The organism is Sulfitobacter aestuarii, from assembly GCF_042685005.1.
Lineage (GTDB): Bacteria > Pseudomonadota > Alphaproteobacteria > Rhodobacterales > Rhodobacteraceae > Sulfitobacter > Sulfitobacter aestuarii.
Genome location: NZ_JBHUMP010000001.1, coordinates 237875 through 264075 on the forward strand (window position 1 = coordinate 237875; position 26201 = coordinate 264075).

At 62.2% G+C, this 26201-nt stretch carries 25 protein-coding genes and 1 tRNA gene; 12 read left to right on the forward strand and 14 right to left on the reverse strand.

Annotated elements, in window-relative coordinates; genetic code table 11:
• The first annotated feature begins 14 nt into the window (after window positions 1-14).
• The 3 genes from rplS to ACFSUD_RS01235 all read left to right on the forward strand — a co-directional run bounded on the left by rplS (window position 15) and on the right by ACFSUD_RS01235 (window position 1637).
• Entirely contained in the window at window positions 15-398 is a 384-nt protein-coding gene (rplS, locus tag ACFSUD_RS01225) for a 50S ribosomal protein L19 (protein ID WP_386370668.1), read from the forward strand.
• 12 nt (window positions 399-410) lie between these two features.
• Window positions 411-632, forward strand: coding sequence for a 50S ribosomal protein L31 (rpmE, locus tag ACFSUD_RS01230; RefSeq protein ID WP_386370670.1), 222 nt, complete (start codon window positions 411-413; stop codon window positions 630-632).
• A gap of 195 nt (window positions 633-827) precedes the next feature.
• On the forward strand, window positions 828-1637 hold the full coding sequence (locus tag ACFSUD_RS01235) for a division plane positioning ATPase MipZ (protein ID WP_386370672.1): 810 nt from the start codon (window positions 828-830) through the stop codon (window positions 1635-1637).
• Here ACFSUD_RS01235 and ACFSUD_RS01240 read toward each other — a convergent pair.
• Window positions 1621-2511 carry a DMT family transporter gene (locus ACFSUD_RS01240; RefSeq protein ID WP_386370674.1) on the reverse strand — a complete coding sequence of 297 codons (891 nt, stop codon included), beginning with the start codon at window positions 2509-2511 and terminating at the stop codon, window positions 1621-1623. The genes ACFSUD_RS01235 and ACFSUD_RS01240 overlap by 17 nt on opposite strands.
• 156 nt (window positions 2512-2667) lie before the next feature.
• On the opposite strand from ACFSUD_RS01240, the gene hmgA reads away from it, so the two are divergent.
• The 6 genes from hmgA to ACFSUD_RS01270 all read left to right on the forward strand — a co-directional run bounded on the left by hmgA (window position 2668) and on the right by ACFSUD_RS01270 (window position 10122).
• Window positions 2668-4029 carry a homogentisate 1,2-dioxygenase gene (hmgA, locus tag ACFSUD_RS01245; protein ID WP_386370676.1) on the forward strand — a complete coding sequence of 454 codons (1362 nt, stop codon included), beginning with the start codon at window positions 2668-2670 and terminating at the stop codon, window positions 4027-4029.
• Between the two features lie 75 nt (window positions 4030-4104).
• Complete coding sequence (gene fahA, locus ACFSUD_RS01250) at window positions 4105-5358, forward strand: fumarylacetoacetase (protein WP_386370678.1); 1254 nt, start codon at window positions 4105-4107, stop codon at window positions 5356-5358.
• A gap of 72 nt (window positions 5359-5430) precedes the next feature.
• Window positions 5431-6381, forward strand: coding sequence for an MBL fold metallo-hydrolase (locus ACFSUD_RS01255; protein WP_386370680.1), 951 nt, complete (start codon window positions 5431-5433; stop codon window positions 6379-6381).
• A 51-nt stretch (window positions 6382-6432) separates the two neighbouring features.
• Window positions 6433-8040 carry an FAD-dependent oxidoreductase gene (locus ACFSUD_RS01260; protein ID WP_386370682.1) on the forward strand — a complete coding sequence of 536 codons (1608 nt, stop codon included), beginning with the start codon at window positions 6433-6435 and terminating at the stop codon, window positions 8038-8040.
• On the forward strand, window positions 8037-8228 hold the full coding sequence (locus ACFSUD_RS01265) for a DUF2783 domain-containing protein (RefSeq protein ID WP_386370684.1): 192 nt from the start codon (window positions 8037-8039) through the stop codon (window positions 8226-8228). Before ACFSUD_RS01260 ends, ACFSUD_RS01265 begins: the two co-directional genes overlap by 4 nt.
• A 226-nt stretch (window positions 8229-8454) precedes the next feature.
• Window positions 8455-10122: an ABC transporter substrate-binding protein gene (locus ACFSUD_RS01270; RefSeq protein ID WP_386370686.1), complete on the forward strand. Its 1668-nt coding sequence runs from the start codon at window positions 8455-8457 to the stop codon at window positions 10120-10122.
• Between the two features lie 58 nt (window positions 10123-10180).
• On the opposite strand, the gene ACFSUD_RS01275 is transcribed toward ACFSUD_RS01270, so the two are convergent.
• The 5 genes from ACFSUD_RS01275 to ACFSUD_RS01295 all read right to left on the reverse strand — a co-directional run bounded on the left by ACFSUD_RS01275 (window position 10181) and on the right by ACFSUD_RS01295 (window position 13922).
• A complete protein-coding gene (locus ACFSUD_RS01275; RefSeq protein ID WP_386370688.1) occupies window positions 10181-10609 on the reverse strand; it encodes an acyl-CoA thioesterase in 429 nt (142 codons plus the stop codon).
• Window positions 10609-11928: a TRAP transporter large permease gene (locus ACFSUD_RS01280; protein WP_386370690.1), complete on the reverse strand. Its 1320-nt coding sequence runs from the start codon at window positions 11926-11928 to the stop codon at window positions 10609-10611. Before ACFSUD_RS01280 ends, ACFSUD_RS01275 begins: the two co-directional genes overlap by 1 nt.
• A 1-nt stretch (window position 11929) precedes the next feature.
• Complete coding sequence (locus ACFSUD_RS01285) at window positions 11930-12511, reverse strand: TRAP transporter small permease (protein ID WP_386370692.1); 582 nt, start codon at window positions 12509-12511, stop codon at window positions 11930-11932.
• Window positions 12512-12590: 79 nt separating this feature from the next.
• On the reverse strand, window positions 12591-13631 hold the full coding sequence (locus ACFSUD_RS01290) for a TRAP transporter substrate-binding protein (RefSeq protein ID WP_386370694.1): 1041 nt from the start codon (window positions 13629-13631) through the stop codon (window positions 12591-12593).
• 214 nt (window positions 13632-13845) lie between these two features.
• Window positions 13846-13922 (reverse strand) — tRNA-Met (locus ACFSUD_RS01295).
• 191 nt (window positions 13923-14113) lie between these two features.
• Between ACFSUD_RS01295 and ACFSUD_RS01300 the strand changes: the two genes are divergently transcribed.
• Complete coding sequence (locus ACFSUD_RS01300; protein ID WP_386370695.1) at window positions 14114-14671, forward strand: fasciclin domain-containing protein; 558 nt, start codon at window positions 14114-14116, stop codon at window positions 14669-14671.
• 120 nt (window positions 14672-14791) lie between these two features.
• On the opposite strand, the gene ACFSUD_RS01305 is transcribed toward ACFSUD_RS01300, so the two are convergent.
• From ACFSUD_RS01305 to clpS, 3 genes are read right to left on the reverse strand one after another with little or no spacing between them, the layout of a single operon-like run.
• Window positions 14792-15592: an SDR family NAD(P)-dependent oxidoreductase gene (locus tag ACFSUD_RS01305; RefSeq protein WP_386370697.1), complete on the reverse strand. Its 801-nt coding sequence runs from the start codon at window positions 15590-15592 to the stop codon at window positions 14792-14794.
• Window positions 15593-15616: 24 nt separating this feature from the next.
• Window positions 15617-16609 carry a class I SAM-dependent methyltransferase gene (locus ACFSUD_RS01310; RefSeq protein ID WP_386370700.1) on the reverse strand — a complete coding sequence of 331 codons (993 nt, stop codon included), beginning with the start codon at window positions 16607-16609 and terminating at the stop codon, window positions 15617-15619.
• 3 nt (window positions 16610-16612) lie between these two features.
• Window positions 16613-16954, reverse strand: a complete 342-nt coding sequence (gene clpS, locus ACFSUD_RS01315) for an ATP-dependent Clp protease adapter ClpS (RefSeq protein ID WP_386370702.1) — start codon at window positions 16952-16954, stop codon at window positions 16613-16615.
• Between the two features lie 90 nt (window positions 16955-17044).
• Here clpS and ACFSUD_RS01320 point away from each other — a divergent pair, with 90 nt between their 5' ends.
• Window positions 17045-17755: an HAD family hydrolase gene (locus ACFSUD_RS01320; protein WP_386370704.1), complete on the forward strand. Its 711-nt coding sequence runs from the start codon at window positions 17045-17047 to the stop codon at window positions 17753-17755.
• A 250-nt stretch (window positions 17756-18005) separates the two neighbouring features.
• Window positions 18006-19520 (forward strand): D-alanyl-D-alanine carboxypeptidase family protein, encoded by a 1515-nt coding sequence (locus ACFSUD_RS01325; RefSeq protein ID WP_386370706.1) that lies wholly within the window; start codon window positions 18006-18008, stop codon window positions 19518-19520.
• 93 nt (window positions 19521-19613) lie between these two features.
• Here the strand turns inward: ACFSUD_RS01325 and ACFSUD_RS01330 are convergent, their stop codons facing one another.
• The 5 genes from ACFSUD_RS01330 to ACFSUD_RS01350 all read right to left on the reverse strand — a co-directional run bounded on the left by ACFSUD_RS01330 (window position 19614) and on the right by ACFSUD_RS01350 (window position 26098).
• Window positions 19614-21194 carry an ABC transporter ATP-binding protein gene (locus ACFSUD_RS01330; protein ID WP_386370708.1) on the reverse strand — a complete coding sequence of 527 codons (1581 nt, stop codon included), beginning with the start codon at window positions 21192-21194 and terminating at the stop codon, window positions 19614-19616.
• Entirely contained in the window at window positions 21191-22369 is a 1179-nt protein-coding gene (locus ACFSUD_RS01335; RefSeq protein WP_386371086.1) for an ABC transporter permease, read from the reverse strand. Before ACFSUD_RS01335 ends, ACFSUD_RS01330 begins: the two co-directional genes overlap by 4 nt.
• Window positions 22370-22386: 17 nt before the next feature.
• On the reverse strand, window positions 22387-23472 hold the full coding sequence (locus tag ACFSUD_RS01340) for a microcin C ABC transporter permease YejB (RefSeq protein ID WP_386370709.1): 1086 nt from the start codon (window positions 23470-23472) through the stop codon (window positions 22387-22389).
• A gap of 9 nt (window positions 23473-23481) precedes the next feature.
• Complete coding sequence (locus ACFSUD_RS01345) at window positions 23482-25341, reverse strand: extracellular solute-binding protein (RefSeq protein ID WP_386371088.1); 1860 nt, start codon at window positions 25339-25341, stop codon at window positions 23482-23484.
• A gap of 256 nt (window positions 25342-25597) precedes the next feature.
• Window positions 25598-26098, reverse strand: a complete 501-nt coding sequence (locus ACFSUD_RS01350) for a c-type cytochrome (RefSeq protein ID WP_386370711.1) — start codon at window positions 26096-26098, stop codon at window positions 25598-25600.
• Window positions 26099-26201 lie beyond the last annotated feature (103 nt).

Here is a 26201-nt window from a genome sequence, read left to right on the forward strand (position 1 = left end):
CATAGGAGAAGGTCATGAACCTGATCGCAGAGATCGAGGCGGAACAGATCGCCGAACTGGGGAAAGAGATCCCCGACTTCCGTGCCGGCGACACCATCCGCGTCGGATTCAAGGTTACCGAAGGCACCCGCACCCGTGTGCAGAATTACGAAGGCGTGTGCATTTCGCGCAAGAACGGTCACGGCATCGCCGGTACCTTCACCGTGCGCAAGATCTCCTTCGGCGAAGGTGTGGAGCGTGTGTTCCCCCTGCATTCGACCAACATCGACAGCATCACCGTGGTCCGCCGCGGCCGCGTGCGTCGCGCCAAGCTGTATTACCTGCGCAGCCGTCGCGGTAAATCGGCGCGTATCGTTGAAAACGCCCATTACAAGCCCAAGTCCGGCGCGAACGCTTAAAGGATCAGATCGATGAAAGCTGATACACATCCCGAATATCACATGATCAACGTCAAGATGACCGACGGCACGATCGTGCAGATGAAATCGACATGGGGCAAGGAAGGCGACCAGTTGTCGCTGGATATCGACCCCTCCGTGCATCCGGCATGGACCGGCGGCACATCGCGCCTGATGGATACCGGCGGCCGCGTGTCGAAGTTCAAGAACAAATACGCAGGTCTGGGCTTCTAAGAAAGCCGACCTTCGGATTGACCAAGGCGCGGCCGCCACTGGCCGCGCCTTTTTCGATTCAAACGGGCCGGTCCGCATTCGGCACCGATAACATTGCAGCGCCCTCGCTGCACCACTTTCCAAAGCAATCGCCCCCACATATAGTCGGGCCGCAAAGAACCCGTACTAATGGCGGGGCACGAAGGGATACGGGCAATGGCGCATATCATCGTCGTCGGAAACGAGAAGGGCGGCGCGGGAAAATCGACGGTTTCGATGCATCTGGCAACCGCGCTGGTGCGCATGGGCCACCGGGTCAGCGCGCTCGATCTCGATCTGCGCCAGCGTACCTTCGGCCGCTATGTGGAGAACCGCCGCGAATTCCTCGCCGAGGCCGAACTCGACCTGCCGAGCCCCGATCTCTGCGAATTGCCCGAGATTACCGCCGATGCGCTGCGTCCCGGCGAGAACATGTATGACCACCGGCTCAGCGCCGCGGTTGCGGGGCTCGAATCCTCCAGCGATTTCATCCTGATCGACTGCCCCGGCTCGCATACCCGGCTCAGCCAGGTTGCCCATTCGCTCGCCGACACGCTGATCACGCCACTCAACGACAGCTTCATCGATTTCGATCTGCTCGCCCATACCGATGCATCTGCCGAGAAGATCACCGGCCCCTCGGTCTATTCCGAGATGGTCTGGAACGCGCGGCAGCTGCGTGCGCAGGCCGGGCTCTCGCCGATCGACTGGATCGTGGTCCGCAACCGCCTCGGGGCGCAGCGCATGGTCAACAAGGAGAAGATGCAGCGTGCGGTCGGCAATCTCAGCAAGCGCATCGGCTTCCGGGTGGCGCCGGGGTTCAACGAGCGGGTGATCTTCCGCGAGCTCTTCCCCCGGGGCCTGACCCTGCTCGACCTGCTCGACATCGGCGTCAAACAGCTCAACATCTCGAATATCGCCGCCCGTCAGGAACTGCGCGAATTGGTCAAGGCGCTGAACCTGCCCAATGTCAGCGCCGATTTCTGAGCAATCCGGCCCTAGCCGGGCGCGGCCGTAGCAGCGCTGCGAGGTTGGAGATCCCCAGGGCGCCCAGGACGACAGCGCCCCCCAGCAGCGCATAACGCCCCGGATCCTCGCCGATCACCGCCCAGGCCAGCAACGGCGCCAGCACCGATTCCAGCAGCACCAGCAATCCGACTTCGGCAGATGCGATGTAGCGCGGACCGATCGCCAGAAGCGCCCCGCTCGCGGCGATGAAACCGGCATGTGTAAATACCAAGGGAAATTGCTCCGCAGACACCGATAGCGGCATTGCCCAGGGAGAGATCGCCAGCGCGCCGAGCAGATAGCCGACCGCCACCCCCGGCACCATCGAGATACCCCGCAGATATCGGGCAGCCGTCAGGGCGGCGGCGAACATCGCCGAGACCGACAAGGCCAGCAGATCCCCGGCAAGACGCGCTCCTTCGGTTTCGCCCGAGCCATAGGCGATCACCGCCAGACCGGGCAGCACCGCCGCCAGGGTCAGCAACATCCGCGTGCTCAGCATCTCGGCCAGAAAGATCCGGCTGAACAGCGCGGCGAAAACCGGCAGGGAGGCGATGATGAACACCACGTTGGCGATGGAGGTGAGGCTGACCGCCAGGACGAAAAGCACTCCGGCCGACCCGATGCCAACCACATAGACCACACCCAGCCAGCCGGAGCGAGACAATGCACGGAACGGCCCCGGTCCCTGCAGTAACAGCACACCAAGCCCGGTTGCCACCCCCGCCAGCGCCACGCGCCAAAAGGCAATGGCCAGCGCCGGGGCCTCGATCAGCCGTACGAACAGCGAATCCGGCACCACGCAGAGCACCCCCGCCGTTGTGATCAAAAGCCCTTTAAGATGATCATTCATCCCCTATCGGTGCGGTTTTTCGCAGCGCAAGTAAAGCCGCCGTGCGGCGCCCGCGACGTGTTCGCACGGTTGCATCGAAATTTCCGGTGACACCTCTTGTTAGTTACAAATTCAACTATTAGACGGGGCCAGGATTTGACACTGGGGGACCCGCCGATGAACATTCCGACCAAATCAGACGAGCTGACCCGCGCCGCCACCCCGATGGGCACGACGGAAGGCTACATGCCCGGTTTCGGCAATGATTTCGAAACCGAAGCGCTCCCCGGCGCGCTTCCGCAGGGCATGAATTCGCCGCAGAAATGCGATTACGGCCTCTATGGCGAACAGCTCTCCGGCACTGCCTTCACCGCGCCAAGCCATCAGAACGAACGCACCTGGTGCTACCGGATCCGCCCCTCGGTCAAACATTCGCATCGCTACGAGAAGATCGACCTTCCCTATTGGAAATCCGCACCGCATATTCCGCAGGATGTCACCAGCCTGGGCCAATATCGCTGGGATCCGGTGCCGCATGGTGATCATAAGCTGACCTGGCTCACCGGCATGCGCACCATGACCACCGCCGGGGACGTGAATACCCAGGTCGGCATGGCCAGCCACATCTACCTGGTCACAGACTCGATGGTCGACGCCTATTTCTACTCTGCCGATTCCGAATTGCTGATCGTCCCCCAGGAAGGCCGCCTGCGCTTCTGCACCGAGCTTGGGGTGATCGATCTCGCACCACAGGAGATCGCCATCATCCCGCGCGGCCTGGTCTACCGGGTCGAACTGCTCGACGGTCCGGCCCGCGGCTTCGTCTGCGAGAATTACGGACAGAAGTTCGAGCTGCCCGGCCGCGGTCCGATCGGCGCCAATTGCATGGCCAACCGGCGCGACTTCAAGATCCCGGTCGCCGCTTTCGAGGACCGCGAGACGCCCTCCACCGTCACCATCAAATGGTGCGGCCAGTTTCACGAGACAAGGATCGGACATTCGCCGCTCGACGTGGTGGCCTGGCACGGCAATTACTGTCCGGTCAAATACGACCTCACCACCTACTGCCCGGTCGGCGCGATTCTCTTTGACCATCCGGATCCGTCGATCTTCACCGTGCTCACCGCCCCTTCCGGTGTCGAAGGCACCGCGAATATCGATTTCGTGCTGTTCCGCGAACGCTGGATGGTGGCCGAAAATACCTTCCGCCCGCCGTGGTACCACAAGAACGTCATGTCCGAACTCATGGGCAATATCTACGGCCAATATGACGCCAAGCCCAAGGGGTTCATCCCCGGCGGCATGTCGCTGCACAACATGATGCTGCCGCACGGTCCGGACAAGAACGCCTTCGAGGGCGCCTCCAATGCCGAGCTCGGCCCGGAAAAGCTCGACAATACCATGTCCTTCATGTTCGAAACCCGCTTCCCGCAGCACCTGACCGAGTTTGCCGCCAAGGAAGCGCCGCTGCAGGACGATTACATCGATTGCTGGGAAAGCCTCGAGAAGAAGTTCGACGGTACCCCGGGCAGGAAATGACGGCGTGACGCAGGTTGTCCCCATCCTACGTAGGGTGGGTGAAACCCACGCCACCTCCCCAAGAAAGGACGATAAATGACCCTCCTCACCTCCTGGGTGGAAAGCGCCAACAGCGCCGACACCGACTTTCCCCTCAACAACCTGCCCTACGGGGTCTTCTCCACCAACAGCCTCGAGCCGCGCTGCGGCGTGGCAATCGGCGATCAGGTGCTCGACATGCAGGCGCTCGAGGAGAACGGTCTGATCGCCCTCGATGATGAGCCGGTCTTCGATGTACCCTATTGGAACGACGTGATGGAGCTCGGCCCGAAGGCCTGGGAAACGCTGCGCAGCCGGTTGATGGAATTGCTGAGCTCGGACGCCTCCGATCAGGCCGCCGTCGCTCCGCATCTGGTCCCGCTCTCCGACGCCCGCCTGCACATGCCCATGGTGGTCTCCGAATATACCGATTTCTACGCCGGCCGCCATCATGCCACCAATGTCGGCACCATCTTCCGTGGCGCCGAGAACGCGCTGCCACCGAACTGGCTGCATATCCCGATCGGCTACAATGGCCGCGCCTCCACCGTGGTGGTCTCCGGTACCGACATTCACCGGCCCAATGGCCAGCTCAAGTCACCGGATGCGGAGAAACCTTCCTTCGGTCCCTGCAAACGTCTCGATATCGAGCTCGAAATGGGCGCCGTCGTCGGCGGCTCCAACGAAATGGGCCGCCCGGTCACCGTAGCCGAGGCCGACGAGATGATCTTCGGCTATGTGCTGCTCAACGACTGGTCGGCCCGCGACATCCAGGCCTGGGAATACCAGCCGCTCGGGCCCTTCCAAGCCAAGGCCTTCGCCACGTCGATCTCGCCCTGGATCGTCACCCGTGCCGCGCTCGAACCCTTCCGCACCTCGACACCGGAGCGCGAGAAGGACCTGCTGCCCTACCTGCAGGAGCCCGGCCCGATGCTCTATGACATCGACCTTGCCGTGCTCATCGAGCCCGAGGGCGGCGAACAGGAAGTCATCGCGCGCACCAATTACAACCAGATGTATTTCTCCGCCGCCCAGCAATTGACCCACCATGCCTCCTCGGGCTGCGCCATGTGCGCCGGCGACCTGCTCGGCTCCGGCACCATCTCCGGCCCGGAAAAATCCGAACGCGGCTCGCTGCTCGAACTGACCTGGAGCGGCAAGGAGCCGATCACCCTGCAGAACGGCGCCACCCGCAGCTTCATCGAGGACGGCGACACGATGATCCTGACCGGCCATGCGCAAGGCGAGGGCTATCGGATCGGCTTCGGCGCCTGCGCGGGCAAGATCCTCCCGGCGGTCGAATACCCCTGATCTTCACCCTTTCCCAAATACTCATTCGCTGCGCCGCCACAGGGCGCGGCCCTTCGACAAAGGACGACGAGAATGGCCAAGAAGTTTGCCTCCCAGGGCGACATGACCGAAAAGGAAATATCCTTCACCGAGGTGGGTGAGGGTCTTTATGCCTTCACCGCCGAGGGCGATCCGAATTCCGGCGTGATCATCGGCGATGACAGCGTGATGATCATCGAGGCCCAGGCCACGCCGCGGCTTGCCAACAAGGTCATCGACTGCGTGCGCTCGGTCACCGACAAGCCGATCAGCCATGTAGTGCTGACCCATTACCACGCGGTGCGGGTCCTCGGCGCCTCTGCCTTCGGCGCGTCGCAGATCATCATGTCCGAAAAGGCCCGCTCGATGGTCGTCGAGCGCGGTCAGGAAGACTGGGACAGCGAGTTCCAGCGCTTTCCGCGGCTCTTCGAGGGCCATGAGAGCATTCCCGGCCTGACCTGGCCGACAACCACGTTCAATGACCGCATGTCGGTCTATCTCGGCAACCGTCGCGTCGACATCATGCATCTCGGCCGCGCCCATACTGCGGGCGATGCGGTAATCTATGTGCCCGATCAGAACGTCATGTTCACCGGGGATATCGTCGAATATCACTCGGCCTGCTATTGCGGCGACGGGCATTTTCACGACTGGCCCGGCACGCTGAAGCGTATCCGCGCCTTTGATCTCGACGCCATCGCGCCGGGCCGCGGCGACGCGCTGGTGGGCCGCGACATGGTCAATGCCGCAATTGACAATACCGCCGATTTCGTGCGCTCCACCTACCGCCCGGCCGCCCAGGTGGCGCTGCGCGGCGGCACGCTGAAGGAAGCCTGGGACGCGGTGCGCGCGGAATGCGATCCGAAATTCGGCGATTACGCGATCTACGAACACTGCCTGCCCTTCAACGTCGCCCGCGCCTATGACGAGGCCCGCGACATCGACACGCCGCGGATCTGGACCGCGGAACGCGACATCGCGATGTGGGAAGCGCTGCAAGCCTGACCTCTACCGGCGGCTCCCTTGCCGGGGCCGCCCCCTTTTCCGGAACCGCTCATGGCCTATGAATACGCTCCCTTTCCCTATGTCACGCCCCCGGGTCTGAGCGCGCCGGAGCCGCGCCACGACGTTGCCATTGTCGGCGCCGGTCCGATCGGCCTTGCCATGGCAATCGATCTCGCACAGCGCGGCATCGCCTCGGTGGTGCTCGATGACAACAACGTCGTTTCGGTGGGCTCCCGCGCGATTTGCTGGGCCAAGCGAACGCTGGAGATCTTCGACCGGCTCGGCATCGGCGAGCGGATGCTCGACAAGGGCGTGACCTGGAAAGTCGGGCGCAACTTTTTCGGAGACCGGCAGGTCTATGCCTTCGACCTGCTGCCGGAGCCGGGGCACAAATACCCGGCCTTCATCAATCTGCAGCAATATTACGTCGAACAATATCTGGTCGAACGCGCACGGGACTTCCCCGATCTGATCGACCTGCGGTTTCTCAACAAGGTCACCGATCATGTCGATCACGGCGATCACGTATCCCTCTGCGTGCAGACGCCGGATGGCTCCTACGCGCTGGAAGCCAGCTATTACATCGCCTGCGACGGCGCGCGCAGCGCCACGCGGCAGCGTATGGGCCTGACCTTCGAGGGTCAGGTCTTCGATGAGCATTTCCTCATCGTCGATGTGGAGATGGAACAGAGCCCTTTCGGCGATCATGACACGCCGGAACGCTGGTTCTGGTTCGCGCCGCCATTCCATCCCGGCCAGTCGGCGCTGCTGCACAAACAGCCCGATAACATCTATCGCATCGACCTGCAGCTCGGCCCCGAGACCGATCCCAAGGCCGAGGCAACCGAGGAGAAGGTGATCCCGCGGATCAAGGCGATTGTCGGTGACACGCCGTTCCGTCTCGATTGGATGAGCGTCTACAAGTTCCGCTGCGCCAAGCTCGAACGTTTCGTGCACAACCGCGTGCTCTTTGTCGGCGACAGTGCCCATGTGGTCAGCCCCTTCGGGGCACGTGGCGGCAACGGCGGTATTCAGGACGTCGACAATCTCGGTTGGAAACTGGCCGCAGTGCTGCGCGGAGACGCGACGTCGGCGCTGATCGCGAGCTATGACGAGGAGCGCCGCCATGGATCTGCCGAGAACATCCTGAATTCGTCACGCGCCACGAATTTCATGACCCCGAAAAGCCCGGTCGAGGCGCTGTTCCGCGACGAGGTGCTGAACCTCGCGCGGCGACATCCTTTCGCCCGCAAGCTGATCAATTCGGGCCGCCTGTCGCAACCCTGCTCGCTGAAGGGTCTGCCGCTGCAGACCCCCGGCGAGGCGCCTCTTGCGCCCGGTGCAGCGCTTGTCGATGCGCCGCTGGACGGGCCGTCCGGGCCGACCTGGCTGGTCGCGCAAGCGCAGGGTGCCTTCACGCTGCTCGGATTGGGCGCAGCTGCCCTGCCCCCGGTCGAGGGGCTGCGGCGACTGGGGATCGATCAGCAGAATGCGGATTACCCCTGTTTTGCCGACCGCGACGGGCTTGCCCGCGCCCGCTATGGCAGCGACATGATCTATCTGCTGCGCCCGGATGGCCATATCTGTGCCGCCTTCACCGAGCCGGACGTGCAGGCTATCCGCGATGCCCATCAACGTGCTCTGGGAGGTGAGCCATGATCCTGCAGGACAAACTCGGCCCCGATGGTGATGCCTTCTACAATGCGCTGATGGATGCCCATGCCGGGCTCGACGAGGCCGAAAGCCACGCGCTCAATGCGCGGCTGGTGTTGATTTTCGCCAATCAGATCGGTGATCTTCAAACCCTTGAAGAACTGATCAAAGCCGCCCGCGCCGACGCGCGCTGAGGGCAAGGGGCGCAGGATCGATGCGCGCTCCCGCGTGCCGCGCATCATCCCGCCCCGACACGCAGGCCGCTTTGCCTTGACGCAGCGCATCTGTCTGTTCGACACTGGAGCGGCCCCGGCGCAAGGGGAAGAAAATGCGGGAAAACCGCACCGACCGACCAGAGCGCACATCGTCGGTATCGCCTTGGGCGGCTTTTGGGCCGCTCGTTCAACAGAGAGGAAGATCATGGAATTTCTGACCCGTACCGGCAAGAAACTGCCCCAGTCCATTCTGGATTCCGCGGAGGCCGCCAAACGAGACCCGGTGAACCGCCGCGAATTCCTCGCGCTCGCCAGCGCTTTCGGCGCCACCACTGCGACAGCCTATGCGATGATCGGCATGGCGCCCCCGGCGCAGGCCGCGGCCCACAAGGAAGGCGGGACGGTGCGGATGCAGATGGAGGTCCGCGCCCTGAAGGATCCGCGCACCTATGACTGGAGCCAGATCGCCAATTTCAGCCGCGGCTGGCTCGAATATCTCGCGATCTGGGAGAACGACGGCACCTTCACACCGGCGCTGCTGGAAAGCTGGGAGATCAACGACAACGCCACGGAATATCTGCTGAACGTCCGTCAGGGCGTGAAATGGAACAATGGCGAGGATTTCACCGCCCAGGACGTGGCGCGCAATATCGAACGCTGGTGTGACAAGTCGCTGGAGGGCAATTCCATGGCCGGGCGCTTCGCGACGCTGATCGACGAGGAAAGCGGCAAGGCCATCGAAGGCGCGATCGAGGTGGTGGACGATCATACGGTCAAGCTGTCGCTGCCGCGTCCCGACATCACCCTCGTGCCGGGCATGGCCGATTATCCGGCCGCCATCGTGCCCGAAGGTTTCGATGCCGACACGATGCTCGACAACCCCGTCGGCACCGGTGCCTACCTGCCCGAATCCCTCGAGGTCGGCGTGAAGGGCGTGCTGGTGAAGAACCCGGACCATACCTGGTGGGGTACCGAGGTCTATGGCGGGCCCTATATCGACCGGCTCGAATATATCGATTACGGCACCGACCCCTCTGCCTTCGTCGCCGCCGCCGAGGCCGAGGAGATCGACGCGACCTATTCCATCGAGGGCGAATATATCGACATCTTCGGCACGCTCGATGGCTGGAACGAGAACAGCATCGCCACCGCGGCAACGATCGTCATCCGTCCCAACCAGCTCGCCGACGTCGATGGCATGAAGCCCTATGAGGACGAGCGGGTCCGCCGGGCGATTACCATGGCCGTGGATAACGAGGTGCTGCTCGAGCTTGGCTACGCCGGGCGCGGACTCGTCGCCGAAAACCACCATGTCGGCCCGATGCATCCCGAATATGCCGAACTGCCCGCACGCACCGTCGATCCGGAAGCCGCCCGGGCGCTGATGGAGGAAGCCGGGATGGCGGATTTCGAGCATGAGCTGTTCTCCATCGACGACGCCTGGCGCAAGGACACGACCGACGCGGTCGCCGCGCAGCTGCGCGACGCCGGGATCAAGGTGAAACGCACTATCCTGCCCGGCTCGACCTTCTGGAACGACTGGACCAAGTACCCTTTCTCCTCGACCAACTGGAACGCAAGGCCGCTGGGCGTGCAGATCTGGGCGCTCGCCTATCGCTCCGGCGAGGCCTGGAACGAGTTCGGCTGGTCCAACCCGGATTTCGACGCCCTGCTTGAAAAGGCATTGGCCACGGCGAATGTCGATGAACGCCGGAAGCTGATGGAAGAGGGCGAGGCGATGATCCAGAATGCCGGGGTGACGATCCAGCCCTATTGGCGCTCGCTCTATAATCACACCCGTCAGGGGCTGGTCGGGGCCGAGCATCATATAGGTTTCGAATACCACCCGGCGCGGATGGCCTGGACCGAGTAGGACACCGACAGCCGACAGAAAAGGGCCGCGCCAGTCGCGGCCCTTTTGTTTGCAGGCGCTACTCCGCGCGGATCAGCGGCTCGATCACGCGGCGCAGTTCGTTCGGGGCCGACTGGCTCTTGAACTGATCGGCAATGGTGAAGACGCAGGTGAAGGAGCCCTCGAAACAGAGCCTGCCATCCTGTCGCGCCTTCATGCCAAAGGTGATCGACCTGTCACCAAGCCGGGTCGGATAGGTCTCGCAGAGGAGCTTGTGCCGGGGGGTAACGGGGCTGCGGAAATCCATTGTCAGGTTGACGAAGGGCGTACCGATGTTGCGGTCAAGCTCAAGCTGATACCACCCGTCTCCGTTAAAATGCGCCTCCCACCAGGCATTGATCGCATCGAGCGCGAACCAGGGCAGCCGCGCGGTATAGGCGATCCGCGCCGGATCGCAATCGCCCCAGGTGACGTTGATCGGATGGATGAAGGGATCGGTCATATACATCAGCCGGGTAGCAGGAACAGGGTGATTGCGGGGAAGAGTACCAGGATCACCACCCGCACGATATCGGACCCGACAAAATACATCACCGCCTTGTAGGTCTCGCTCATCGGGGTTTCGCGGTCCATCGAATTGATGATGAACAGGTTCATCCCGACCGGCGGCGTGATCAGCCCAACCTCGACCACGATCAGCACCAGGATGCCGAACCAGATCGCCAGATGCTCCGGGCTCATGCCGAAATCCATGGCCGAGATCACCGGGAAAAAGATCGGCACGGTCAACAGGATCATGCTGAGCGAATCCATCAGACAGCCGAAGAGCAGGTAGAAGACCAGGATAATCGTCAGGACGAAGAACGGGCTGAACCCTTGCGTCACCACCCAATCGGCCAGGAATTGCGGCACGCCGGACAGCGCCAGGAAGCCGTTATAGAACGCCGCGCCGAGCACGATGAAGAAGATCATGGCGGTGGTCCGGGCAGTGCCGAGCAGGCTTTCTCCGAGCACCCGCCAATTCAGGCTACCCGCCGCCAGCGCCGCCAGCCCGGTGCCCGCCGCGCCGATCGCGGAACCTTCGGTCGGCGTGAACCAGCCAAGGTAGATACCGCCGACCACAACGAAGAAGATGACCAGCACCGGCCAGGTATCGAACAGCGCGCGGAACCGCTCGGCCATCGGACGCGGCGCTCTCGTACCCGCACTGCCGGGGTTCAGCCGCACGTAGAGGGAGATGGTGATGATATAGCCGATCGCCGCGAGCACGCCGGGCAGGAAGGCGGCAAGGAACAGTTTGGCGATGTTCTGTTCAGTCAGGATCGCATAGATCACCAGGATCACCGAGGGCGGGATCAGGATACCGAGCGTGCCGCCCGCCGCCAGGGTCGCGGTTGAAAAACCGCCTGAATAGCCATAGCGGCGCAGCTCCGGCAATGCGACCTTGGACATCGTGGCGGCAGTGGCCAGCGATGAGCCGCAGATCGCGCCGAACCCGGCACAGGCGCCGACGGCTGCCATGGCAACCCCGCCGCGCCGGTGACCGAGAAAGCTTTCCGCCGCTCGAAACAGCGCTGTGGACATGCCCGACAGCGTCGCGAACTGGCCCATCAGGAGGAACATCGGAATGATCGACAGCGAGTAGCTGGAAAAGGTCGTGTAGGTCTCCGATTTCAGCTTGGCGAGCAGCGGCGTCGCATTGCCGCCCATCGCCAGATACCAGCCACCAAATCCGCAGAGCAGCATCGCCAGCCCGATCGGCGCGCGTAGGAAAATCATCAACAGCAGGACCGGAAAGGACCAGAAGCCGAGCTCGAGGTTACTCACGTCAATGGGCTCCGTCTTCTTGGGGGAGAATGGATTGGTCGCGCAGCGCTTCGATCACCCGGACAATGGCGCAGTAGACAGCGACAAGCGCGGCGATGATCCCGGCGGCGAAACTCGCCGCATAGGCCCACCAGACCGGGAATTGCAGGAACAGCGTGGTCTCGCCATTTCCGATATAGCGCTGCATCCCCTCATAAAGCCGCCAGATGATCAAAACGATCACCAGCGCCAGGACCACTTCCCAAAAGGCGATGATCCAGCGATTGATGCGGCGGCTGAGAAAGGAGGTGAAAACATCGACGGAGGCATGTCCGCCGTAGAATTGGCAGATCGGCAGGAAGGCGAAGATCGCGAAAGCCACCCCCGCCTCGAGCAATTCGTAATTGCCGCGGATTTCGGCAATGCCGAGGTCGAGCAGAACCTGCGCCACACCCTGCAGATTGTCCTGGAAAAAGCCGCCATGCAGCGCCTTGTTGAGCGAACGTCCTATGATCGACAGGCTGGTGAGGACCACCAGCACCACCAACACCAGCCCGCCGAAAAGGGCGGTGACCTTGGCCATCGCGTGAACAATTCGATGCATGTCGGACCTCTTCGTCCTGCCGGAAAAAACAGGTCTGCGGCAGGCGCATCTGCCGCAGACCTCGCTCACCCCTTCAGGGTCAGTTGTCGTAGGCGTCCATGAGCTCGCGCGCTTCGTCGATCAGCGCCTGACCGTCGATGCCCTTGGCGTCCATCTCCTGGATCCACTGGTCATAGACCGGCTGTGCCGCCTCTTTCCACGCCGCGGCCTCTTCCGCGCTCACGGTGACGATCGTGTTGCCGCGCTCTTCGGCAAGCTTGCGGGCCGGGGCATCGCCATCGGCCTGTGTACCTCCGGCGAAGATCGAGAACTCAAGACCGGAATTGTCATCGATCACCTTCTGAAGATCCTCCGGCAGGCCCTCGTAGCGGTCCTTGTTCATCGCCAGAACGAAGGTCAGCACGTAAAGCGCATTGCCTTCGAACTCGGTATGGTAATCGACCAGCTCGGGTACCTTCAGCGCGGTGGTCACTTCCCAGGGAATCGTCGCACCGTCGATAACGCCCTTGGAAAGCGCTTCGGGAATGGCCGGGACGGGCATGCCGACTGGGGTCGAGCCGACCTGCTCGAGCAGCGCATTGGCAAGCCGCGAACCGCCGCGGATCTTCATGCCCTGCATGTCTTCGGGGCTGCGGACTTCCTTATTGGTGTGCAACATGCCGGGGCCGTGCACCCAGGTCGCGAGGATCTTCAGATCCTTGAACTCGCTGTCCTTCATATGCTTTTCGAACATCTGCCAATAGGCCGAGCTCGCGGCGCGGGCATTGGTCATCATGAACGGCAGTTCGAAGACTTCGGTCGAAGGATAGCGGCCCGGCGTATAGCCAACCACGGTCCAGACGATATCGGCGATTCCGTCGATCGCCTGATCCATCAACTCCGGCGGCGTGCCGCCGAGCTGCATCGAAGGATAACGCTCGACCTTGATGCGACCCTCACTGTCCGCCTCGACCTTGTCGGCCCAGACATCCAGCACCTGGCTCGGCACGGTCGCCTGCGGTGGCAGGAACTGGTGCATGCGCAAGGTGACCTCCTGAGCCAGCGCCGAGGTGGCGCCGAAAGCGAGCCCGAACGCGGCCGCCCCCATGAAGCCCAGAAACGATTTACGGGTAATGGTCATGTGATTCCTCCCTGCTGACCGATGCGCCTTTCTTTTACGAAATGTCGCGACATGGTGATACGTTACAATTTCCTATGCGAGCAAGGACAACCTGTCACGTAAAATTGCGCGTGGTCGATAGATTTCGAGGGAAAGCTGCAGTTCGGCCGTATCGGAAGCGTCGCCACAATGGCGAAACAGATCTTGCGTCGCGGGGCCGACCGGCAAGAAGATATGGTGGCGTGAGGTGGACTTGAACCACCGACCTAACGATTATGAGTCGTTCGCTCTAACCGACTGAGCTACCACGCCATGGGCGCTTGCACTAAGTCAGGCCCGCGATGCCGTCAAGGGAGAAATCCGCCGCGACCGGCGCAGCCCGGCATTTTTTTCGTCATGACGGCTGCGGCGCTAAATCGCTCGCGGCTGAAACTCTTGCATCGAAGGTCTCGTAGTTACTCACGGATCGAAAGACGATCAGCATAACAACCGGGAGAAAACCGATGACCTTTCAGAAAACCATGATGAGCGCTGCCGCCCTTGCCCTATTCGCTGGTGCGGCGAGCGCCGAGAACCCGATGGTCGGCGGCGCAGAGATGTATGCCGACAAGAACATCGTCGAAAATGCGGTGAACTCAGCGGACCACACCACGCTTGTCGCCGCCGTGAAGGCGGCCGGGCTGGTCGATACATTGGCGGGTGAAGGCCCCTTCACCGTTTTCGCGCCCACCAACAAGGCCTTCGAGCGGCTCGAGGGCGGCGCGGTCGAGATGTTGCTCAAGCCCGAGAACAAGGACCGGCTGGTCGAGACGCTGACCTGCCATGTGGTCGGCACGACCGCGATGTCAGATGCGATTACCGGGATGATCGCGGACGATGACGGCCATCACCCGGTGGAGACCCTGGGCGGCTGCGTGCTGGACGCCTCCCTGGCCGATGATGGCCGGGTTCTTCTGACCGACGAGAACGGCAATGGTGCCTTCGTGACGATTGCCGATGTGAAGCAATCCAACGGGGTCATCCATGTGATCGACGGGGTGATGCTGCCAAAACAGCCCTGATTTTCTACGTCTGATCTTGTTACGCCTTCCGGATCGCGCATCCGGAAGGCGCTTTCCCCGGATGATCCGGCGCTGTTTCCCGTGAAACCACGCCCGATATTCCGCAGAATTGCCCGACCCTTAGTGAGCCGGCGCCGTCACCGGATCGAGCAGGGTGCGGCCGCCATCAATGACCATCACCTCGCCGGTCATGAAGCCCGAGCTTTCCGCCGCAAGAAACTGCACCGCCTCGCAAAGCTCGTTCGGCGCCGCGATCCGGCCCAGCGGTGTATGGCTGCGGATATCGTCGCGCCATTCGCGGTTGTCCGCCACCGAGGCCCGCAGCGATGCGCTCATCACCGAGCCGAAGGAAATCGCGTTGATTCTGATCCGATGCGGTGCCAGCACCAGTGCCATCGACCGGGTCATCTGCTGCACCGCCGCCGAGGCGATGGCATAGCCCATCAACTGCGGCTGCATTTGCCGCGCGGCGATGGAACTGAGGTTGATGATCGAGCCGATCTGGCCTTCGGGCTGGCTCTCCGCCTGCTTGATCATCCGCCGCGCCACCTGCTGGGACAATTGCAGCGCCGTCTTCACATTCTGCTCCCAGAGCGTTTCGACGGAAGTATCCTCGACATCGAGCGGATCGGTCGGCAGCACCTGGCGCGCGGCATTGACCAGGATATCGACCTGATCATAGGCATCGATCGTGGCGGAGACCAGATTGGCGATGGTCAGGCGCTGGCGAAGATCTCCGGCGAAGACCCGGACGTTGCCCTCGTCAGGACTGTCGCCCAGCTCTTCGAGCAGACGTTTTTCATTGGCATCGGCGCACATCACATTGGCGCCCTGATCGGCGAGGTGCCGGGCGATGGAGAGCCCGATCCCGTCGCAGGCGCCGGTGATGATCGCAGTCTTGCCGGAAATCGAGAATGACATGGTGATCCTTTCCTGCGCGCTGGCTCAGCCGCGCTTGCGAAGCGGTCGGGCGGCGTGAAACAGCTTGAACCGCGCGTCGCCGCCTATCTCCTCGACCGAGGAAAAGCGCTTCTGTAGTTCACCTTCATATGGCAGATGACGGTTCGCCACCATCCAGAGATGTCCCTGCCCCGACAGGATCCGCGCCGCTGCCGCGACGAAGGCCTGACCGATCTGCGGCTCGGCCGCCCGGCCGGAATGGAAGGGCGGGTTCATGATGACGCTGTCCATCCGGTGGGGCGGTTCCCATTCGGTGGCGTCCGCCCAGTGAAACCGTGCCCGCTCGTCGGTGATATTATGGCGCGCGCAATCCAGCGCCATGTGACCGGCCTCGACCAGATACAATGTCTCGATATTCGGCCGGGTCAGGGCATGGGCGGAGAGGAAACCCCAACCGGCGCCGAGATCGACGACCTCGCGCCCCAGATCCTCCGGCAGCGCCTCGACGAGCAGGGCCGAGGCAAGATCCACCGCATCCGCGGAGAATACGCCCGGCGCGGTCCAGAAGCCACCCTCGGTAAGGGCCGGTCCGGCCGCCCAGTCGGCGAAACAATCCGCCGCCGGGGCGCTGATCCAGAACATCTTGCCATGCGCCTTGGCGATGGGCCCCTGAACGGTCACCCGGTCGCGCATCTCGCGCAGAATGGAATCGACCCCGTCGGTCTTCTGCCCGTCGATCACCACCAACCCGTCGCTCACGGCGCAGGCTTCGGCGATCAATGCACGGGCCTGCATCTTGGCTCGCGGAAGGCAGACGATCGCGACGGCGAAACGCCCCTCGCTCTGTTGGGACACCGCGAAGCCACGACCCTCCCAGACCGTGCATTCGGGTTTGAAATCATGAATGATCTGCACGCGCTCGCGTGGCAGGTCCGACAGGTCGGCATCCTTGGACGGCTGAAAGACGGCAATCATGCCATCCCCCGGCAGGTCGAGCCCGTCGCCGCTCAGCGCCAGCTGCAATCGAGCATCTATCACGCGTTATTCTTCTTTTTCCATTGTGCATTGCAGCGGATGCTGGTGGCGCCGCGCGAAATCCATCACCTGGGCGACCTTGGTCTCGGCAATCTCGTGACTGAACACGCCGACGACTGCCAGACCCTTCTTGTGAACCGTCAGCATGATTTCGAAGGCCTGGGCGTGGTTGAGCCCGAAAAAACGCTCGAGGACATGCACGACGAATTCCATCGGGGTGAAATCGTCATTCAGCAACAGGACCTTGTAAAGCGGCGGCCGCTTGGTCTTGGGCTTGGTCTTGGTCAGCAGCTCGGTTTCGTCATTGTCCCCGGGACGGCTGGCCATCATGTGATCATCAAGGCGCATTGCAGCTCCTGCGGGTTGCGTGAATAATTGCGAGTCTTCCCCATATCTATATAACCTCTGCACCAATTTAGGAAAGAGGCTCCGCCCAAGATGCCCCGCCCCGTCACCACGATCGGCTTTGATGCCGATGATACTCTCTGGCATAACGAACGTTTCTTTTCCCTTACCCAGAAACGGTTTGCCACCCTCCTGGCCGACCATGCCGCGCAGGATGACCTGATGGACAGCCTGCTCGCGGCGGAACGTCGCAACCTGCCCCATTACGGATTCGGCATCAAGGGTTTCACCCTGTCGATGATCGAGACGGCCATCGAGGTGACCGGCGGCGAAGTGCCCGCCCCGGTGATCAGCGAAATCCTGGCCGCCGGACGCGAGATGCTGAGCCATGAGGTCGAATTGCTGCCCCATGCCACGGCTACTCTCGAGGCGCTGCGCCACGAGTACCGGCTGGTCTTGATCACCAAGGGCGATTTGCTGGATCAGGAACGCAAGCTGGCACAATCCGGGCTGCGCGCATATTTCGATGCCGTGGAGATCGTCTCGCGGAAGGACCGCGAGACCTATCAACGGGTTTTCGAAAGACATGGCGACGGTCCTACTCGGGGGGTGATGGCGGGCAATTCCATGCGCTCGGATGTGCTGCCGATGATCGAGGCCGGGGGCTGGGGCGTCTACGTTCCGCATGGGTTGGTATGGGCCATCGAACATGCCGAGCCGCCGGGCGATCATTACCGATATGCCGAAATTGCCGACCTCGCGGCGTTGCCGGAGCTCATCAGGCGCATCGATGGAATCGCCTGAAGGGGAGCGTCACGCGCGGCACGCCATCTGCCTCAATCACGGCACATTCCCGCCTTATTTCCGCCCCAATCATCGCTATGGTGGGAAGAGATACCGGATACGCAAGATTTCGGCACGCGTATTTCATCAAAATGGTTAATTACCGGTGCCCAAAGGGTTTCTCGGAAACCTATCCTGTGCTAGTTTCTCAATAATAATATGGTCAGTCGAAAAATCGGCGGCCCGAGGCAGAGCAAAAAGGCAGGTTACCATGAAGGCGCGGCGCGTTCAGCCGGCCCGTTCCGGGCTATTCATCCTGACAACTATCATTCTGCTGATTCTGGGCCCGTTGAGCGCTCTGGCGGCGCCCTACGCGGCCTATGTGATCGACGCCCGAAGCGGTGAAGAGCTCTATTCCCGCAACGCCGACACCCGTCTGCACCCGGCCTCTCTCACCAAGATGATGACCCTCTATATCGCCTTCCAGGCGATCGAGCATGGCGAGATCTCTCTCGACACCAAGGTCAAGATCTCCAAGAACGCGGCCGCCGAACCCCCGAGCAAGCTCGGTCTGCGCTTCGGTCAGGAGATCGCCCTGCGCTATCTTATCCGCGCCGCCGCGATCAAATCCGCCAATGATGCGGCCACCGCCATTGGCGAGGCGATCGGCGGTTCCGAAGCGGCCTTTGCAGCGCGCATGAACCGGACGGCCAAGGCGCTGGGAATGACGCGGACGAGCTTCAAGAACATGCATGGTCTGACGCAGTCCGGCCATCTGTCCACCGCCCATGACATGACCTTGATGGGCCGCCATCTGCTCTACGATTATCCGCAATATTACAACCTGTTCTCGCGGATCACTGCCAATGCCGGGGTGCGCGAGGTCTATCACACCAATCGTCGTTTCCTGCGTTCCTACAAGGGAGCGGACGGGATCAAGACCGGCTATACCAACGCGGCGGGGTTCAATCTCACGGCCTCTGCGGAACGCGGCAACCAGCGTATCATCGTTACCGTATTCGGCGGCCAGTCGACGGCGCAGCGCAATGCCAAGGTCGCCGAGCTGATGGATCTCGGTTTCCGCCGCGCCCCCAACGGCGCGCCGGTGCGAAAGCCGAGCGTGCCGGTCTATGCCGATCTCAGGAACGACAGCAACGGTGGCGCGGGCAAGACGATCCGCGTCGTCGGAGCCGTGAAATTGTCCAAACGGCCGCAGCTGCGTCCAATGCCCGAAGCGCCGGTGCTGGTCGCCTCGGCAGAGCCGGTTGCCCCGCCGCCGGTGCCGGTTTCCGACGCCGACGTGACCGCGGCCCTGCGCGAAGCCGTCGAAACACCGCTGGTGACGGCCGAACCGGAAGCGCCGGTCACCCTTGCCGCCGTCGAGGTACGTCCGACCCTGCGCCCACGCGCCGCCACCTCGCGCAGCGCACCGCAGGTCACCCGGGCCGTCGCACAAGCCGATCCCGAGCCCGCGGCCGCGATCGAGCTGGCCGTGGCCAGCGCATCGGTCGCCGAACAGGAAGTTGTGACCCGCGTCTCGACTTCCGGAGGGCGTCACTGGGGCGTGAATGTGGGACGCTATCCGAGCCGCTATGCCGCGGAGAAGGTCCTGCTGAAGACAGCGCTGGCAGAGATGGCGACGCTGGACGGTACATTGCGCAAGGTGGTGCAGCGTCCGCAGGGCTTTGACGCGAACTTCCTCGGCATGTCCCGCGAGACCGCCGATCTGGCCTGCCGCCGCCTGCAGGCCCGCAATGTCAGCTGTTTCATGGTCGGGCCGGGCTGACCTCACGCCAAACGCAGATGCGAAAAAAGCCGCGCCTGCATCTCTGCAGCGCGGCTTTTTCGTTCGCCCATTCCATGATCGCAAATGCGCCGTTCAGCCGCTCGCCTGCAGGAGACTGCGCGTATAATCCGATTGCGGATTGTCATAGAGCGCATCGGCGCTGCCATATTCAACCACGTCGCCGCGCTTCATCACCACCACCTTGTGCGACATGGCCCGCACCACCTTCAGGTCATGGCTGATGAACAGATAGGCCAGCCCGTATTTGATCTGCAGCTTGCGCAGCAGTTCGACGATCTGCACCTGCACCGTCATGTCGAGCGCCGACGTCGGCTCATCAAGCACCAGAAGCCGCGGCCGCAGCACCATGGCGCGGGCAATGGCGATACGCTGGCGCTGCCCGCCGGAAAACTCATGCGGGTAACGATCCATCGTCGCCGGGTCGAGCCCGACCTCCAGCATCACTTCGCTCACCAATCCGCGCTGATCGCGGCCCTCGTCCACCTTGTGGATCGACAGACCTTCGGAAATGATTTGGAAACAGGTCATCCGCGGTGACAGCGAGCCGAAGGGGTCCTGGAACACGATCTGCATGTCCTTGCGCAACCGCCGCAGCTCGCGCGTCGACCATTTGCGCACATCCTGCCCCATGAAGACGATCCGCCCCTCGGAAGAGATCAGACGCATGATCGCCAGCGCCAGCGTGGTCTTGCCGGAGCCGGATTCCCCGACGATCCCCAATGTCTCCCCGGCGCACACCGACATGGTCGCTTCGTTGACCGCCTTCACATGACCGACGGTGCGGCGCAGCAGCCCCTTCTGGATCGGGAACCAAACCTTGAGCTGGTCGGTCTCGACGATCACTTCGGCATTCTCAGGGATCGGTGCCGGATGGCCCGTCGGCTCGGCGCTGAGCAGTTTCTTGGTGTAGGGGTGTTGCGGATTGTCGAAGATCTCTCGCGTCGGCCCCTGCTCGACGATCTCGCCCTTCTGCATCACGCAGACCCTGTCGGCAATCCGGCGCACGATACCGAGGTCATGGGTGATGAAGAGCAGGCCCATGCCCTCGCTGTCCTTGAGCTCCTTCAGCAGGTCGAGGATTTGCGCCTGAATGGTCACGTCGAGCGCGGTGGTCGGCTCATCGGCGATCAGCACATCCGGCTTGTTGGCCAGCGCCATGGCGATCATCACGCGCTGGCGCTGCCCGCCCGAAAGTTGGTGCGGATAGGCGCCAAGACGGCTTTCCGCATCGTTGATCCCGACCTTGTCGAGCAGCTCCAGAATACGCGCCCGTGCCGCCTGCCCGGCCAGCCCCTGATGCAGAGCCAGCGACTCGGCGAGCTGTTTCTCGATCGTGTGGAGCGGGTTCAGCGAGGTCATCGGCTCCTGAAAGATGAAGCTGATGTCGTTGCCGCGCACCTTGCGCAGCAGAGCCTTATCGGCGCCGATCATCTGCTGGCCGTCATAGGTGACCGAGCCCGAAACCTCGGCGGAATCGCCCAGCAGCGACACGGTCGACAGCGCCGAGACCGACTTGCCCGAACCGCTCTCCCCCACCAGCGCCACGGTCTCGCCGCGCTCCAGCGTGAAGCTCACACCCTTCACCGCATGGCTCAATTGCCCGTCCTGACGGAAGGATACGTGCAGGTCTCTGACGTCCAGCAATGCGCTCACGAGAATGTCTTTCGGGGGTCGAATGCGTCACGGATGCCCTCGAAGATGAAGACCAGCAGCGACAGCATGATGGCGAATGTGAAAAAAGCGGTGAAGGCCAGCCAGGGCGCCTGCAGGTTCTGCTTGGCCTGCAGGGTCAGCTCGCCCAGCGAGGGCGCCGAAGACGGCAGGCCGAAGCCGAGGAAATCGAGGATCGCCAGGGTGGAGATCGTGCCGGTGATGATGAAAGGCAACATCGTCAGCGTCGCGACCATGGCATTGGGCAGCATGTGGCGGAACATGATCGTCAGGTTGCCCACCCCGAGTGCCCGCGCTGCCCGGACATATTCGAGGTTACGCGCGCGCAGGAACTCCGCCCGCACCACCCCGACCAGCGAGGTCCAGGAGAACAGCACGAGCAGGAACACCAGCAACCAGAAACTGCGCCCGAGGATCGCGAACATGATGATGATCACGTAGAGCGACGGGGTCGAGGACCAGATCTCGATGATGCGCTGGAAGATCAGATCGGTCCAGCCACCGAAGAAGCCCTGCACGGCCCCGGCAATCACCCCGATCAGGCTGGCCAGCCCGGTGACGATCAGGGTGAACAGGATCGACAGGCGGAAACCGTGGATCACCCGCGCCAGCACGTCGCGCTTGGTGCCGTCGGTGCCGAGCCAGTTCTGCTCGTTGGGCGGCAGCGGCGCGGCGCCGGGGCGGTCCACGGCAGTGTTGAAGGAATAGGGGATGAGCGGCCAGACCGACCAGCCCTTCTCGATGGCCTGCCCTTCGATCATCCCGTCCTCGGCATCGATGATATACCCCTCCGGATCATCAAAACACAGATCCAGCCCGCCGGTGGCGATCAGGCATTTGACCTCCGGATCGCGATAGACCGCCTCGGTCTGGAAATCGCCGCCAAAAGCGGTCTCCGGGTAGAAGTTGAAGATCGGCATGAAATATTCGCCGCGGTAGTTGATCAGGATCGGCTTGTCGTTGGCGACGAACTCGGCAAACAGCGAAATTCCGAACAGGATTGCGAAGATCCACAGAGACCAGAAGGCACGGCGGTTGCGTTTGAAGTTCCGCCAGCGGCGCTGGTTCAGCGGTGACAGCGCAAAACGCCCGCGCGGCGGCTCGGGGGCCACCGGCTGGCCCGGTGTCGGCTCCGGCGTCAGACGCTGGCCTTCCATTCCCGTGGCGCGTTCCATCAGCCTTCTCTCCGCTCGAAATCAATGCGCGGATCGACCAGCACATACATCAGGTCAGACAGGATGCCGACAATGAGGCCGATCAACCCGAAGATGAACAGCGTGCCGAAGACAATCGGATAGTCCCGCGCCACCGCCGCCTCGAAGCCCAGCCGCCCGAGACCATCCAGCGAAAAAATCGTCTCGATGATCAGCGAACCGCCGAAAAACACCCCGATGAACACCGCCGGGAAGCCCGCGATCACGATCAACATCGCGTTGCGAAAAACATGGCCGTAGAGCACCTTGCGCTCGCTCAGCCCCTTGGCGCGCGCGGTCATCACGTAGTGTTTCTTGATCTCGTCGAGAAAGCTGTTCTTGGTCAGCAGGGTCAGCGTCGCGAAGGCCGAGATGGTCGAGGCCAGCACCGGCAGGGTGATGTGCCAGAAGTAGTCCGCGACCTTGCCGAGCGGGCTGAGCTGATCCCAATTATCCGAGGTCAGCCCCCGTAAAGGGAATATCTGCCAATAGGAACCGCCTGCGAAAAGCACGAGCAGCAGGATTGCGAAAAGAAAGCCGGGGATCGCATAGGCGGCGATGATCGCGCCCGAGGTCCAGGTGTCAAAGCTCGATCCGTCGCGCACCGCCTTGGAAATGCCGAGCGGGATCGAGATCATATAGGCGATCAGGGTGGACCACAGGCCGAGCGTGATCGACACCGGCAGCTTCTCCTTGACCAGATCGATCACGCTGATCGAGCGAAAGTAACTCTCCCCGAAATCGAAGCGCATGTAGTTCCACATCATGTTGAAGAAACGCTCGACCGGCGGCTTGTCAAAGCCGAATTCCTTTTCCAGTTCGGCGATGAACTCCGGCGGCAGGCCGCGCGCGCCGACGTAATTCTCGTTGCCGCCAAGATCGCTGTTGCCCGCGTCATTACCGGCCCCGGCGAAGCCTTCGAAAACGTCGCCGCCACCCTGAATGCGGGCAATCGCCTGTTCCACCGGGCCGCCCGGCACGAATTGCACCAGCGCAAAGTTGATCAGCATGATTCCGATCAGCGTCGGAATGATCAGCAACAGCCTTCTGAAAATATATGCGCCCATGGGGGGTGGTTATCTCAAGGCGCCGGCCGCGCGCAAGTCGGCGGCCTTGTCGGCGTTGTACCACCAGAAATCGAGCTGTCCGAGCGCATAGGCGGGCTGTGCATCGGGATGCTCGTACTGGTCGTAATAGGCAACCCAATAGCTGTCGGTATACCAGGTCGGGATCATGAAGAACTCATAGCGCAGAGCCCTGTCGAGCGCCTTCAACGTGGCATGTTCAAGCTCCGCATCGGGCGCATTCAGCGAAGCCTCGATGATCGCATCGACCAGCGGGCTGGCGAGCCCGGCCGGGTTGAAAAGCGAAAATTCCGCCGCTTCCGAACCATAGCGCTGCGCGAGCCCGGTGCCGGTGCCGAGGAAGGAGGCATAGGAATCGTAAACCATGTCGTAATCGCGGTCGCGTTCGCGGGCGGTATATTGCGAGGCATCGACCTTCTCGAGGACGGCGTCGATCCCCATTGCACGCAGGTTCAACATGAAGTTCTCCACGACGGCGCTCAGCGTGGCCGAACCGGAGGAGTTGAGCAGGAAGGTCAGCCGCAGGGGCACGCCGCGTTCGTCGCGGCGCATCCCGTCATCCCCGACCTGCCAACCCGCCTCGTCGAGCAGTTTCATCGCGCGGCGCGCATTGCGCCGGTCGAGCAGGCGGGAAGCGTCCGAACCATGCGGCATCACCGCTTCCTCGCTCAGCAACTCCGGCGGCACGACGTCACCAAGCGATTTCAGGAATTCGAGCTCGGCCCCCTCTGGCACGCCCTGCGCCATCAGCGGCGTATCCTGCGTGAAGGATGCGCGGGGCTTGAACAGGCCGTATTGCAGCGATTCATTGGTCCATTCGAAATTGAACCCGAGCGCCACGGCCTGACGGACACGCTTGTCCTGCAGCACGTCGCGTCCAAGATTGAAGACGATCCCTCCCGGGGTCGGCGGCGAGCCGTCAGGCACTTCCTCTTTCACGACATAGCCCTGCTGGACCTTCGGAAAGTCATAGGCGCTGGCCCATTGCTTTGAATTGCCCTCGACACGGAAAGTGTATTCTCCAGCCTTGAACGCCTCGAAGGCGGAATTCTCGTCTCCGAAATATTCGACGCGGATCCTGTCGAAATTGTTGCGCCCGACATTGAACGGCAGATCCTTGCCCCAGTAATCCGGATTGCGCTTGTAAACGATACGACGGTTCACATCGATACTGTCGACCATATAGGGGCCGGAGCCGGGCGAGGCGGTGAGCCGGGATTCATCGAGCCGGGCGCCGGTCTCCTCGTACCATTTCTTCGACCATGCCGGCACGCTGCCGACCTGATCGATCAGGCTGCGCCGCGAGATGCCGGGGGTGAAATGGAACTTGATCGTGTGATCGTCGATCACCTCGACCTTGGGAATGCGCTTGCGCACCGCCTCGGCATAGGATTGCAGCCCCTGATCGAGCAGGAGGTTATGCGAAAAAGCGATGTCATGGGCGGTCACCGGATCACCGGTAGAGAATTTCGCATCCTTGCGCATGTGAAAAATAACCCAATCCTTGCTCTCGGGATACTCCAGGCTCTCGCAAAGCAGGCAATACTCCTCGCCATAGACATCGGAAGGCGCAAGTTCGCCACCGGTGCCCTCGCCGAGCAGGCTCTCGTACATGATCGTGCTCAGCGCACCGCCGCGGCCCTTGCGGCTATAGGGGTTCATCGAGTCGAAAGTGCCAAGCGCCGAAAGCGAGATCTCGCCCCCCTTCGGTGCGTCGGGGTTCACGTAATCGAAATGCGAATAATCCTCGGGATATTTGAGATCGCCATAAAAGGAATACCCGTGGCTCTTGATGATCTTCTGCGACTCTTCCTGATCCTGCGCCCGCCCCTGTCCGGCGATCAGCAGCATCGAAGCCGCGAGTCCGAGGAAACCTGCCCGCAGGACCGGCACGGCGAAATCACGGCTGCGGGCGGCGGTGGCGGTCTTGGCTCGAAACATCGGGCATATCCTCGGTCAGGGGATCAGGCGGAATTGCTCAGGACGTAGGCTAACGGCGCACTGACGCAAGTTACAAGTTGCGAAAATGTTATCCGGCGGAAATCCCGGATTCCATAAGCAAAAGGCCGCCCCGAGGACGGCCTTCGTCATGCGGCATTGCGCGCGATCAGTTGTCGAGACTGTCAAGATAGGCGATCACGTCGGCGCGGTCCTCGATCTTCCTCAGACCCGCGAAACCCATGGTGGTGCCGGGGGCATAACCTTTCGGGCTTTCCAGGAAGGCGCTCAGTTCCTCGGGGGTCCAGTCGCCCTCGATGCCGCTCAGCGCGCCGGAATAGCCGAACCCGTCGACCGAGGCGATGGCGCGGCCGACCACGCCATGCAGATAGGGCCCGGTGGCATTCGCGCCTGCTTCGGTCTTGTGGCAGGAAGAGCATTTCTTGAAGACCTTGGCGCCCTTCTCGGCATCGGCGGCAGCCATGACCTCGGCAAAGTCGATATCCTCGGCCTCTTCGCCACCGGCATCCGCCACTTCGATCACGTAGGACGGCTCACCATGGGCATCTGCATGATAGAGCTCCTCGCCTGCCCATTTGCCAAGCAGAAGGATCAGCCATGCCCCGAACAGGCCGGCGGCAATTTTGGTAAGGGTCATTGTATCGAACATGCGTCAGGGTCCATCACTTGGTATTGGGCACGGGAGTCAGCTTTGTCTGGGCGGGTATCTATTGCTTTCCCTTGTTGCAAGCAAGATGTAGTTACCGCGACCA